This is a genomic window from Ruegeria sp. F12, from assembly GCF_056533885.1.
This window is the reverse complement of record NZ_JBQFOV010000004.1, coordinates 296,576-309,388: the sequence shown is the minus strand read 5'-3', so window position 1 is coordinate 309,388 and position 12,813 is coordinate 296,576. Positions and strand designations below refer to the sequence as shown.

Annotated in this window: 14 protein-coding genes and 1 pseudogene; 2 read left to right on the top strand and 13 right to left on the bottom strand. The window is 52.0% G+C overall.

Going from position 1 to position 12,813, the window contains the following annotated elements; genetic code table 11:
* Positions 1-6 precede the first annotated feature (6 nt).
* The gene (locus ACR0CA_RS08100) at positions 7-1,020 is read left to right on the top strand and encodes a fatty acid desaturase (protein WP_480898203.1); all 1,014 of its coding nucleotides are present in this window, start codon (positions 7-9) and stop codon (positions 1,018-1,020) included.
* Here the strand turns inward: ACR0CA_RS08100 and ACR0CA_RS08095 are convergent.
* From ACR0CA_RS08095 to ACR0CA_RS08050, 10 genes and pseudogenes are all read right to left on the bottom strand, one after another.
* A complete protein-coding gene (locus ACR0CA_RS08095; RefSeq protein WP_170452343.1) occupies positions 1,012-1,260 on the bottom strand; it encodes a ParB N-terminal domain-containing protein in 249 nt (82 codons plus the stop codon). The genes ACR0CA_RS08100 and ACR0CA_RS08095 overlap by 9 nt on opposite strands.
* Before the next feature lie 73 nt (positions 1,261-1,333).
* A complete protein-coding gene (locus tag ACR0CA_RS08090; RefSeq protein ID WP_480898200.1) occupies positions 1,334-2,023 on the bottom strand; it encodes a hypothetical protein in 690 nt (229 codons plus the stop codon).
* A gap of 1,715 nt (positions 2,024-3,738) precedes the next feature.
* Positions 3,739-3,939 (bottom strand): annotated as a pseudogene (locus tag ACR0CA_RS08085) (tyrosine-type recombinase/integrase); the annotation flags it as partial.
* A gap of 388 nt (positions 3,940-4,327) precedes the next feature.
* Positions 4,328-4,900 (bottom strand): hypothetical protein, encoded by a 573-nt coding sequence (locus tag ACR0CA_RS08080; protein ID WP_170759974.1) that lies wholly within the window; start codon positions 4,898-4,900, stop codon positions 4,328-4,330.
* Between the two features lie 379 nt (positions 4,901-5,279).
* A complete protein-coding gene (locus ACR0CA_RS08075; protein ID WP_170772343.1) occupies positions 5,280-6,401 on the bottom strand; it encodes an alanine/ornithine racemase family PLP-dependent enzyme in 1,122 nt (373 codons plus the stop codon).
* Positions 6,398-7,597 carry an N-acetyltransferase DgcN family protein gene (locus tag ACR0CA_RS08070; protein WP_480898197.1) on the bottom strand — a complete coding sequence of 400 codons (1,200 nt, stop codon included), beginning with the start codon at positions 7,595-7,597 and terminating at the stop codon, positions 6,398-6,400. Before ACR0CA_RS08070 ends, ACR0CA_RS08075 begins: the two co-directional genes overlap by 4 nt.
* A 93-nt stretch (positions 7,598-7,690) precedes the next feature.
* Complete coding sequence (locus tag ACR0CA_RS08065) at positions 7,691-8,455, bottom strand: hypothetical protein (protein ID WP_480778810.1); 765 nt, start codon at positions 8,453-8,455, stop codon at positions 7,691-7,693.
* A 79-nt stretch (positions 8,456-8,534) separates the two neighbouring features.
* Positions 8,535-8,888 (bottom strand): hypothetical protein, encoded by a 354-nt coding sequence (locus ACR0CA_RS08060; protein ID WP_170329075.1) that lies wholly within the window; start codon positions 8,886-8,888, stop codon positions 8,535-8,537.
* Between the two features lie 3 nt (positions 8,889-8,891).
* Entirely contained in the window at positions 8,892-9,200 is a 309-nt protein-coding gene (locus ACR0CA_RS08055) for a hypothetical protein (RefSeq protein WP_170329073.1), read from the bottom strand.
* 445 nt (positions 9,201-9,645) lie between these two features.
* Positions 9,646-10,398, bottom strand: coding sequence for a Crp/Fnr family transcriptional regulator (locus tag ACR0CA_RS08050; protein ID WP_480898194.1), 753 nt, complete (start codon positions 10,396-10,398; stop codon positions 9,646-9,648).
* Between the two features lie 135 nt (positions 10,399-10,533).
* Between ACR0CA_RS08050 and ACR0CA_RS08045 the strand changes: the two genes are divergently transcribed.
* Positions 10,534-10,767, top strand: a complete 234-nt coding sequence (locus ACR0CA_RS08045) for a hypothetical protein (protein WP_480898192.1) — start codon at positions 10,534-10,536, stop codon at positions 10,765-10,767.
* 538 nt (positions 10,768-11,305) lie between these two features.
* Here ACR0CA_RS08045 and ACR0CA_RS08040 read toward each other — a convergent pair.
* The 3 genes from ACR0CA_RS08040 to ACR0CA_RS08030 are packed head-to-tail and all read right to left on the bottom strand — an operon-like array spanning position 11,306 to position 12,528.
* Complete coding sequence (locus tag ACR0CA_RS08040; RefSeq protein ID WP_170759983.1) at positions 11,306-11,512, bottom strand: midas domain-containing protein; 207 nt, start codon at positions 11,510-11,512, stop codon at positions 11,306-11,308.
* A gap of 6 nt (positions 11,513-11,518) precedes the next feature.
* Positions 11,519-12,094: a hypothetical protein gene (locus ACR0CA_RS08035; protein WP_480898190.1), complete on the bottom strand. Its 576-nt coding sequence runs from the start codon at positions 12,092-12,094 to the stop codon at positions 11,519-11,521.
* The gene (locus ACR0CA_RS08030; protein ID WP_170417167.1) at positions 12,094-12,528 is read right to left on the bottom strand and encodes a helix-turn-helix domain-containing protein; all 435 of its coding nucleotides are present in this window, start codon (positions 12,526-12,528) and stop codon (positions 12,094-12,096) included. The genes ACR0CA_RS08035 and ACR0CA_RS08030 overlap by 1 nt, the downstream gene beginning before the upstream one ends.
* Positions 12,529-12,813: the final 285 nt, after the last annotated feature.

Genomic DNA, 12,813 nt, shown 5'->3' with positions numbered 1-12,813 from the left:
AGTCAGTTGCAACAGCAGGAATTGACCCGGGCGCTCGCGCGATACCGTGTGCCCGATGCTAAGCGCAGTGTCATTGAACTTGCGATTACTCTTTTACCCTTATTCGCGTTATGGGCCCTAGCGTGGTTTGCGTTATCTTTTAGTGTCTGGATCGCAATATTGCTGGCCACCCTGAATGCCGCGTTTTTGGTCCGTATCTTCATCATTATGCATGATTGTGGTCATGGATCTTTCTTTAGAAACCGTGCCGCATGCAATTGGACTGGCCGGGTTCTGGGTGTTCTCGCCCTGACACCCTATGACGTCTGGCGGCAAAGCCATGCGATTCACCATGCCTCAACTGGAAATCTTGATCGGCGTGGCATGGGTGACATCCCGACATTGACCGTTGAGGAATACCTGAAACGCAATTGGTTCGGGCGTGCCGCGTATCGTCTGACCCGGAACCCCGTCTTCCTGTTCGGTGTTGTGCCGGTCTATACGTTCTTTATTCAATACCGCTTACCTGTTGGTTTCATGCGGTCGGGCTGGCTGTACTGGGCAAGTGCGATGGGAACAAACGCGGCAATTGCAGGGTTATTGGCTCTGATTTTATGGGCCGGAGGCTTTGAGGTGTTGGCGTGTGTTTTCTTGCCAACCGTGGTTGTCGCATCATCAATTGGCATTTGGCTCTTCTATATTCAACACCAGTTCGAACACACGACTTGGGATCGGGAAGAAGAATGGAACCTTCAGAACGCCGCGTTCTATGGCAGTTCTCACTATGCGCTGCCAGGCATCCTACGGTGGTTCTCTGCCAACATCGGTGTGCACCATGTTCACCACCTCGCCAGCCGCATTCCGTTTTATCGGCTAAACGAGGTATTACGTGACCATTCTGAGTTAAAAAATTGCCAGCGTATCACTCTATATGAGAGCCTCCACTGTGCAAGATTGCACCTTTGGGATGAAGAAAATCAGCGCCTGCTGACATTTTCCGAGGCCCTGTCGAACGCCAATCTCAACAAGAATCTAGTGTAGCCTGGCGCGCACCAAAAAGGCTTCGACAGTATCACCGCCGAGGGCGCGAATGGCCTCTAGTCGGTGAAGGCCTTCAATCAGCACGAACCTCTTGTTGTCCGCGCGTATCTGGATCGGGGTCTTCTGGCCGTTCTTCAGAATATCTTCGGCCAGCGTCAGGACTTTTTGCTGATCAAGTGTTTTTGCACGCTTCACAGGTACATAGATCAGGTCGAGCGGGTATGGTTTCTTCTCCAGCATAAGCTACGTGTGCAACCTTTCTTGCATTTATTCCGGTACAGAGCTCGCTTCAAAAGCGGGGCGGGAACGCACGTCAAAGAACCGAACGAACAGCATCGCGCAGTTCCCGATGCATGATCCAAGTGGCTGGCTCATCGTCATTTTCGATGTGAGAAAATGCCAGAACTTGCGCGGCGCCATCATTCTGCACCGATCCGGCTTCGGGAAGTTGGAGTTCCAGATATTCAGCGATCAATAGTCCGATTTTCTTGAAGACCTTGATGGACGCCTCGCGCGATTTGTAACCGGCTGCCTGTGACAAGTGACCAATAGTCAGACCGTCCTTGCCTGCGATTGTAAGTGCTTTGAGCATTGTGACTTGCGCAGGGGTGAGCCTGATCTGGCGCAATGCCTCGGCATATTCTCTTTCACTGGGAACGAGGGTGCCGGAGTTTCCCTCCAAACGGCGTTGACCGCTACGCTTCCTGTCTCGTTCTTCGAGAACTTCTTTTAAGGCTTCAATGGCCAATGCCGGCGTTTCGCCAACTGCATCGGCAATCATTGCCTGCGTTTTAGCTGGTGGCATGGGAAATGCCCGTGCAACACTATTACCGCTCAGAACGCCAGCCTTAATCAAGTACTTTCCAAATTCTACTTCAATCACTCCTGATACGTCAGCGTTCCGCGACTTACGAACACTGCGGTCCTGAAATGCTCTTTGTTCCAAACCACGAGCTGACATATTGTAGTCCGGAAGGGTTACTTGAGGGGCATTTTTGCGCATCAGAAAAACACCACAACAATTATCGCCGTAACAAATACCGCTATCGCGATAAACATCTTTACATTGTAGGACCAGCGATGCGCCCTTTCCGCCTTGAGCCTTTTGCCCAGATTTTCGTTAATCGAGTTATGGTTCACGCTTGGTCCTTCCGGATATTTCAGGCGGTATTGATTTCCACCAACCTATTGTCGCGGCACATTTTCGGCGCACTTGTCATTCTGTCTCGTGAACGGCCGATTACATTCCCAACCGTCACCTCTCCGATTTAAGTGAGCGTTGAAAGGGACAAAGATCGCAACACACCTGTCCTGGTTCGCGCGAAAACCACGTTCGCATTTCCATCCGGAATAGGTTTCAGGCGCAAGATATGCATGCTGTGGAACAGCCACTGGCTCACAGCCGCTCTCCGCTGCCCTGTAACCTCTGAGGCATACCCAACCATCCGAGCTTCTTTTGTCGCTCAGACGACCGTTTTTTGGGACAACTATTGCAACACACTCCTGGCTTTCCTTACGAAATCCCCAGTTGCAGTGTACTTCTTGCGCACCAAACCGCGTTTCGACGTACCCATTTTGAGGTGCAATCAGTTCTTCGCATTCTTCTCCAACACGCCGGAACAGCCGATTGCATTTCCACTGATCTCCGGTTGATACAAGAAAGGCATTTTCAGGAACTCTTATTTCCTCACAGAGTTCTCCGACATTCTGAAAACCGTGATTGCATTCCCAGCCGCTGCCATAGGAGCTACCAGTTAAATATGCGTTTTCTGGTAAGTCTATTCTTTGGCACGATCCGTTCTTGTTTTCGAAACCTTCGTCACAAACCGATCCATCGGCATTGCCTGCGACTTGGGCAGGAAGCTGCGTTCCTGAGAGCAACACCAAAAGTGTCGGGATCAAACAAAGAATGCAGCGCGTAAACACGATGAATGACAGATTGATACGGAGCGTCAGACTTGATCTATCTGGCATCAAGTACGCAATTTATGAGCCATGTGCTGTTCATACGGCGCCTTCTTTCATGGGTCACGCGATGACTGGGGCTTGTCAGGTGACGGTTGCGAATGCTTGCGAGGAACGAGCTCATAGCGAAGACCCCAGCGAAACCCGTTCCTATGCTGGGGCACATGCTACAGTTAGTCTGAAGGCCATTGGATTATCGTAACCGGCAGCATCGCGGCGGCGAGTAATTTTCACCAATGCGCTTTTGTGGTCCTTACCCAGAATAGAGTCAAGGAAGTTTCCCTCATCGCAATGGGAGCACCGCTACGGCTAGTAGTATTTGAAACTGCCGGTGACCAAGGTTCCTGGTGAACTACCGAAAGAAATTGTCTGGTATTAGTTTTTCGTTGTGTCGAATTGGGGCCAGGCTATCAGCGGGTGGCAGTTTAAGTCCGCGTTTCAGTTGCCGGGCCTGAGTGCGGCGAGAGAGGAGTATGTGATCAAGGCTTCCTCGTAACTAGGAATGACTGGCCGGACGACATTGGCTGTCAGGCGGGGATGTTCGCGCCGCTTCTGCACAAGTACCCGCGGTGCGATCAAATGGCCGCTCGGTCCGGTACCCTGTAAATTGCGCCTGTGCCGAGAAATCTGTGCTGCGAGCGCATGCAACAAGATTTTGACACTTCCGCTCAGGGCTCGCTACGTCCCCCCCCTGCGTAAAAGAACTAGAACCGCTATGGATTGGCGACCGACAGTGCCGAACGCCAAACTGTCTCAGATGTCTATGCGCTCTGCAATGCTTAGCGCGTCTTCCAATTCAACGCCCAAGTATCGCACGGTGCTATCGACTTTTGTGTGCCCGAGCAGAAGTTGGACCGCGCGGAGATTTCCTTTCTTGCGGTAGATCTCAGCTACTTTGGTTCGGCGAAGCGAATGCGTGCCATATCCGCTCGGTTCCAATCCGATTGCGGTTACGCTTCGTCTTCAGCGCCGATTACCGACCTGGTTCCACACTAAAACGGCCCGGATTAGCGGGCTGGGTCAGCACCAATGAGGTAAAATGAGATATAATCAGAAAAGCTGGTAAGACCGGCGTCAGGTTATCAGCGACGCCGAGCTAACCCGGGGCTTACCGATACGCCATTTCGCCACGCGCTCAACCCCTTGCAGCGTCGACAAATCCGCTCTCCGAACCCTTCGCTCCAGAATGGCGTTCTGCAACGTAGGCACGGGCGTTCTTGCGGCACATCATTGTGGGCGCGAGCCACGATCGGATCTGCTTCGTTGTCGAAGTCTTCCATCAGTTCTTGGCCTCGATTTCTGTTTTGGTTTATACAGCGACTGGAAAAGAAAGTTCCGAGCCCTAAGCCTTGAGATTGAAGGAGCTGCCTGGTTCAGACTGTCCGATGGGACGGCCTGTAATCCGAGGGGTTTTATTAGGACGAACTGGCATTCCTTCGTTCTCAGCAGCTTGGACAGCGAAAGTATACCGAGAACCGTTTCCGCATCCTCGCGGTAGGGCTCGTTGATCTGATGATATGTCGTCTGCCTCAGAGATGATCGACTCCGAGTAGAGGTGCCGAAGTTGAGTCTCTGAAACGCCATCCGCTTCCATAATCAATTGCACCATGGGATCGGCCAAAAGCTGGTCGAGCAGGAATTGCGACAACTCCTTCGCAGACAATTTATCCCTTGCGCGGGCTCTCTCCAAATCAGCAAGAGAAACGGTCAAGGTTCGCGCCAGACCGGGGTGAGATTTCCGTGGATGCAGAAAGATTAGCACTGATGCTTTCCAGGCTTCTGGATCCAAATAATCTGGTGGTGCGGAAAGTTCAGTTTCTATGTCGTATTCGCCCGCCGGGAGTAATTCGTCAAAGCCAGGGAAAGTAAACGGCCTGGAAAAGACTGCGATTGTCTTGCTGATTAGTTGGTTCATTTGGGTAGTTCTCCTTTGCTGATACCGCTCGCTCGGAGATGCAGACAAGAACAAGCCACCCACTCCCGGCAGGGTATTATCAGTTTTGGGGTTTAGGCTTTGGTTTTTCGGGGACGGTGTCCTGCCCTTTCGACGTCACTTCTTTTTTTGACGCGTCCGCATCGTTTTCCTTCAGTGCGGCAGCCGCTCTGGTCGTCAGGTCTTTGAAAGACATCATTTTGATCCTTTGATTGTCCGCACCACCCACAAGCCCAGATGGGGTGTGAAAAGTGAATGCGGCTACATCCAATATAGGGATTGGGTGCCTCATTTACTACGTAAAGCCGTAGAATAAGACGGGTGGCTGAAGCAGAGCCGAGGCGGCGGCAACCCTGGCGCGCTACTTTCGCTTCGAATATGGGCGATCAGTGTTCGCTGCGGTGCAGTCAACCAATGCGCCATCACCATGGAAGACTTTTGCTACATCGGGTGCAGCCATGCCGCGCGAGAGCGCGCTATAGTTCAATTTCAGTTTCATCTCGCCACCAGCGCGAAGCAGGCAATTGGTGGTTTCAACAACGATATGATCACTGGTGGCTCCGACGAACGTGACGCCAGTAGGGAAAATTAGACCCGCCGCATCGGTGTCCTGGTGTCCAATGGCAAGGATCGACCGAGTGTTCGAAGGACTGTCTAAAGTCACACACCGCATTGAAGGCATAGGATAAGTCATTTGCACGGGATTTGAATTTGCTTTGGTCTTCGTTTCGATCACTTCCGCCCAAAGCGTGAAAACATCTGTGTATAGCCCGTCGATCGTGTACCCCGAAATGGGGTCAGTACCCAGCAGGATGGCCTCACCCAGACGCAGGTTGTTGATCTTTCCGGTCGCCCCCTTGCCAAGCGCCCATGGCAAACTGGCTGAGCCGCCGCCTGACACTGTTTCCAGAGCGGGTCCATTTGCAAGTTCGGTGCCGACGGCAAGCGACGAAAGCAATTCCATTGCTCCTGCAGAGGGTGCCACATGACCCAGACAGGCAAAATTTGCACCAATCCCCTTCAGAGAAATCCCTTCCATTCTAAGAATTTGAGACACAGTGCTTTCAATGTGTTCAGGCAAGATGCCTTCCCGCATATCCCCCATTTCCACCATCAGGATAATATTGTGAGTAATGTTCTTTCCCAGCGCACTCACGGCCAGGCTTGCGATAATGTCCATCTCTGTGTTGAAGCTGACATTGCAGTTATCAACAACTTGCGCGACCTGGCTCAGCATGGGCGTTCGGATCAAGGATATGGAGCACGAGATCCCAGCATCGCGCATACGCATGATATTGCTGATCCGCGCGTCCGCCAGCCCTGTCGCGCCACCTTCAAGCATAGCATTCGCAATTTCAGGATGACCGCACACGGCTTTGGTCACACCTGTCACCGTAATTCCGCGGGGTCTAAGGTGGTCGACCAGGAACCGTGTGTTGTACCGAATTTTGTCCAGATCAACGTCAATACGCAGCTTGCTCATTCAATCGTCGTAGCACGTACGGGTTGCAAGCGCGGAAAGGCAGATAGAACCATATTCACCAAGTTTTTTGGAGGACGGTTCAATGCGTCAGTGACCGGGAGATACAATTTGCGGTTATAGTCTGTGATGGCCTTTGAAATCTCAATATCATTCATTCCTTCATGGTTGATCGTCATGCCAATTACCTCTGTGTTCGCAAAAGCCTCGATCAGGGTGATTTCATCGCAAGGGTCGGGCATTGTCATGTTGGGGAAATCACATCGACGTTTTCGTTTGGGCGCGTGTTGAAGAATAACTGCATGTGGCTGACTGCCTCGCAGAATGAAGGCTGATGTGCAAAAGGCCGGATGGCTTAGCGCGCCCTGGCCCTCGATCACTATGACATCCGGGTGTTCATCTTCAGATGCTGCAACAACAGCGCGCTCAAGCTCGCCACAGCAAAATTGCGGCGGCACCGAATCCATCGCGACACCATACTTGGCGCCCTGCATCAAACCAGTTTGGCCGGTACCGACCAAAACTGTTTTGATCCCATGCGCGTTAAGGGCACTTGTCAGGATTGTCGCGGTTGTACGCTTTCCAATTGCACAATCGGTGCCGAACACCGCGATGCGGATCGCCTGGACGTCTCCAACACTGCCATCTAACAGGCGCAGGTGGCGATTAGGCCGCGGCTTGCGAATGTCGCGTATCGTGACATCGTGAATTTTGGCAAATCCGGCGAGCTCTTTGTCATCGCAAAGAAATTCATGCAGCCCACTGACGATGTTCATTCCGAGCGTTATCGCATCCACAACAACTTCGCGATCCTCAAGGGACATTCTGCCGCTGGCCGGCGCCATTCCGTAAATAAACGTGTCCGGGATCGTAGCTTCATTAGCGACGGCGGCATCAAGATCATCGAAGATGGGAACCTGATTTGCGACATTGTCAAGCACTTTGCCACTGTCACAACCGCCATACGTGCTGTCGATCACCGAAAGAACGCGATAGGCCTGTGAATGTCGAACGAGACCATTAGCCGTCTTGCCATCGATCTTTGCGAAGTTTCCTTCGCAATACACAATTGCAGTCGGTGTATCTGTCACAAGTGTCTTGCGGTGAAGCTCTGGAAAAACTGCTTGTTCAGGCGGCAGCTTTTGCGCATCGCTGGCAATGAACTGCTTGGCATCCGACGCAATGGGTACGGGTTTCATATCTGTTCCTTTTTGGAGTGTGAAACGCGCCGTCCTTGGTAAGAACGGGCACAAATTGTGAAGTTTGGAAAAATGGGCTCTCTGCCTGAAACCTCAATTGTTCAGAACACACTGACCTTCTGACTGATGATAATTTCTGTGGCATTCCCACCTATTACCGGATCGGTCGATATGGGCATTTTCTGGTAACTCGATTGCATTGCAGCGATCACCGGACGCCTCGTAACCACGTTCGCATTTCCATCCAACTCCATGGATCGCGTCATCGTAGAAAGCATTTTCAGGCACAAACACGGCATCGCACTGTCCGTCGCGCTCGAAATACCCACGCTCGCACGTCCAGGGACGCCCGCTGGTTGATGCGTTCAGAAAAGCGTTTTCCGGCACCGCTACTGCCACGCATGCTTCTCCGTCTTTTTCGTAGCCACGGTTGCAACGCCATGCAGATCCATAAGTGCTATTCGTTAGGTAAGCATTATCCGGCACCACGATTTTCTGGCAGCTATCGTCTACTCTTGTGTATCCACGCAGGCACCGCCACCTCTCACCTGATGGATCGAGATATCCACCCTCAGGCACAATCACTTCAGTGCATGAGGTGCCGCCAACTTCAACAAAGCCATGCATACATGCCCACCCTGAGCCATAGGTTCTGTTTGTGGGGTAGGCATTTCCCGGCACGACAATGGCCACGCATTCTTCGCCTTTCAACCGATAGGACAAATCGCATTCCCAACCGTCGCCATACTTTTTGGGATGCGCGTTATCCGGGATCGAATTTGTTTCGGCCGATGCGGGACTTGATGAGATAAAGGAGCCCGCCAAACTGCTGAAGACGACAACAAACAACGCAGCCATTAAGTGAGCGCAAAACCGGTACTGATTTTTTCGATTTGCCCTGATGCAAACGGCGTTGTCCGAATGTTGAGTGATTGAGTTACGATCCATCCAGGTTCAGCCCCTCGATACAGGCCTGCGCCAGGTCTTTGTTAGGAGTTTGGGATCCCGGCACCGTTGCCCAGCCAGCCGCCATGACGGCATCCTTCTGCTTGAAAGAAGAAGCCTCTTTGATCGTCGTTATTTTTTCGGCGCGTTGGGCGTCAGTTCTCGCCATGTCGACGCAGACCGGAACCAACGCAGCGATTACATTATCGCGGGACATGGCGTTGGCCATCTTGTCCGCGCTACCGCCGGTCATCCATCCACCCCATGAAAATCCAACGACGCCTACGAAAACCCCGCCGATCAGAGCACCGTAGATTCCGGGTTTAAGCCATTCGGGCGTGTTCATAATCTATTCCTCCTGCGGGGAAAGCGCCGCATCGCTGTCATTGTTAGATGTGGCCAAGGTCTGGTCGTGCTTGAGCGCCAGTTCAAAATCTTCTGGGTCAATTGGGCGCATTTCCGTGCGGCCTGGCTTGCTGCCTTTGCCCCGAACTGTCAGGTAGGTTCCGGTTCTGCGATATGCTTCGAAACTCAGGCCCTGCAGTAGCTCTTCTTCGACAACTACTTCATACTCGCCTGCAGGAAGTACATCCGGGTAGCCGGACAAAGAGAACGGATTTGAAAACGTCACCAAAGAACTGGACGATCTTGTGCTCACCTTTGTCCTCCATTTAGTTTGTTGGATCTTCCCCGCGCAGTCTGCCGCGGTACACGCTCGTAAGCGCCGCGGTAGTACTGGCGTTGTAATTTAGAATAATGTGCAAATGGCAGGCGCGCGCTGATCGATGTTAGTCGGCGGCCAATGACCTGAGATTTTATTGGAATCTCAAATGCATTTGGTGTCCGAGGATCAGGTGACGCCGAAAACGAACTAACCTGCGTCAGTGCAACGATGTTTGAATTCCGGCAACGTGATGTGTGTTGGCGGGATATTTGCTAGCGTGTTCTTAACGAGTATTTAAGAAGCGCAGGAAATCCAGTACCGCAATCGGACTGTATTTATCTTGCGCTTCTTTTTCAGTGAAATCCCAAATCTGCCGAAGCGAATTCCGTCTCTAACAGGCAACGATCATCAAAATCCCGGCATCGCTGTAGGGGTGAACTTATTGCTTCAATAGTGGCCCGGCCTGATCCAGATAAGTGGGGTCAAAACCGGCCAACGTCACCAGTCCTTCATAATCATCAAATACCACTTGCCCGGATTGAAAAGTAACCAGCCCCTTCTCCCGCAGTTGCCGTAGGACACGATTAACATGCACGGCACTCAGTCCCAGCGCATCGGCAAGGTGGTATTGTGTCAGGGGGCAAGTGTATCCCGTCTTGTTTGCCATCCCGACCTGAGTCAGCCTCACACCAAGTTCCAAAAGAAAATGCGCCATGCGCTCACCCGCATCGCGCCGTCCTATGTTGACCAGGTGCTCAACCACCATCGCTTCATCTCGGGAGACCGCCCAAAGAATTGCTGTCGCCAGCCGGGGCGTCTGCGCAAATGCTTCCAGGAGATCATCCACTACAACTTCAATGGCTTGGATTTCCATGATTGGTTCTATGCTGTGATCCGAGGTGTGCAACAGAACGCTTCGCAAGCCCAGAAAGTCACCCGGTATTTGGAAATCGACGATCTGACGCGACCCGTCAGTCTGGGTTTTGTAGGAACAAACCCAGCCCGAGGCCAGAATGTAGGCCGCCTGCTCTGATTGCCCTTGATGCACAAGGTCACGTCCGGCTTCAAAGGTTCTGCGACGCATGTGCAGGCGTGCCAATACCGCAAGTTCAACCTCAGTCAGAGCGACGAAGTTTGAAAGCTTTCGGGTGAGTGGACTATTTTTGATAGTGCGCAAGTGTTCTTCCTTCATCGATGAGCAGCCCGCGAAACTATCCGACGCCAAGACTGCTTTCGATCAGTTTAGTATACAGCAATCTATGCCAGTATGGTGCAATTCATCGTGGCGCTTCCATGCTTGGACGCCTGTTAAAAAAGGACGTCTACCATGGCTGACCGGCAAGACCATTCAGGAGTGGCCGCACTCTCAATTTGTGAAGCGCTTTTGCTTGCAATTAAAGATCGTGAGCTTCTGCCCGAACATGAAATTGTGGGAGTTCTGCATGACGCAGCTGCTGTCCACGAAACAGCGGTCGGCAATAACGATGAAAAGGACATGCACCAGGCCGCCGCTGTTCTGATAAACAAGATCATTGCTTCCGGCTATCGCGTTCGGCAGTAACGTTAATTTCCTGTCAGAAAAACAAGATTACGCTCGTCAAAAAAGCATAACAACAAATAGAAGCACTATTGGTGCTTCGTTCCCGATCAATTCAAACACGAAGCAAGAACCAAAGATCCAATCTCTGCAATATCTCAACTTAATGAAAAATTCCACGACCGCGAATTACCCCCTCTTCCCCGCCACCTGCATGAGCCACAACGAGAATTTGCTTACTGGCTGAAGGCCCGCATGGCCTGTCCTGCTGCACTGCCTGCGACAACGCAAACGTTGGCTTTGTTCGGCGTCTAAGTTGCTGATCCTATGTGCCTCGAAACTACAGTTTGATAGTATCGCATCATCATAGCTTTGAATGACCGGTCTGGCGACAACAGCTGCAACGCAGCGATGAATGTGCTGCGACAGCAAATCAATGCTGCGTCAGCAATTGCCGCAATCGCACAAGTCCGGTTTGTCCGCATCTTACCAGTTCGCTCCTGTTGAAGCGAACGGCAGGTGTACGATTATGGCCCTCGCTCTGTTAAAGTCCCCGTACCAGCTAAATGATACGCGTCTGAGGATAAAATCTGTGGTCAGAAGGAAAAAGAGCACCGCCGAAGTCTGCATTCGTGCCCGTCAAATCCTGAACATGATAGTGTGACGACTCGGTGAGCACTGACCAAAATTCTTCGAGTCTGGCATGTTCGCTCCCACCGGTGTATTTCCAGTGCGCGACGAACTCGTCGATCTGTGGGGCTTTGCTCATGTGAAGTTAGTTGTTCGAAACGGGAATGCGCTCAGTTAGAAATTGTTCGAAGGTGGCGGTTTCGACCGCATATGCGCTGGTATCGCGCTTCCGGGTAATAACCTTTTCGATCACGGCACACAGGCCAAGAATTACCATGCCCGGGAAGAACCAAAGCCCCGTCGCCAATGGCATTTGCTCACTGTAGAGCAAAGTTTGGAGAAGAGGCCAAATCAAGAATGGCATGGCAGCCAAGGCTGACCACTTGACTGGTTTCATCTTTTCCTCGGCTTCCGCAGCCAACCGGGCATGAATCTCGACCAAATCGCGCTCCCATGCTAGGAATTCGTCCATGACTTGGCCAGCGATGTAGTGGTCACAACGGCAATAATCGCGTGTGATGTACTCAACCTGTCCGCAGGCTGCGCAGCGGACCGTATTGATACTATCCGCTTTCGGGCGCAGGTGTTTCTTCTGACCTTCGCGATCGGGGACTTCTTCAGCCCCGCAGACGCCTTCGAGCAGGCGCTCTATATCCTGACCAAGCCGCAGCTTTCGCGGGCGTAGTTTCAGCACTTCATCGGGAAATTCTTCATTCAACATCAGCTTACAAGCCTCAATACGCTGTCGATCCTTGTTGTGTCCGGTTCCCCGCCTTCAATCGTCAGGGCATCGGTGTTCAGGAACTCATCGAAGAGAAAATCGATGGCATCCCACTTCTTTTCAGGGGTCACAGTCAGCCCGCGTTCATTGATCCGGCGCTCGACTGCGATGCCGATCTTACGATAGGCGGCGGCGATCTCTTCGTGCCTTCGGCTCTTGCCATCTTCCGAGTCGCCTTCGAGCATCCAGAGCGGATCAACGTCGAATTCCTCGTAGACTTTCAACAGTAGTGAAGCCGTCAAATCCCGCTGGCTGCGTTCATAGTACTGGTATGCGCTCCGACTGGCGCCAAGGCGCTGCGCCATCTCCTCTTGGGAGAGGCTTGCCATGTTTCGCACAGCCGCAAGGCGATGTCCCAAACCGGGAACTGTCATAGAAAACCTTCTTAATGGTTGCATTGACCACGATACTGGTTATATGAATCACATATGACCATAAATCGTATCAACACGCTCGATTCACGTAAGATCAGCGTATGTTTGTTTCATTCTGAACGCAAAATGAAATTAACTGCCTCGATTTGTGAGCAAAGAGTTTGAGGAGGTGAAGCGTGGAAAAGCTCTTGGAAACCCCGAAAGAACTGGCCGAGCGCGTTGGCATTCCTGTGTCCAATATTCGCTACCTGATCCGCGAAGACATGCTGGACCACATCTATACGG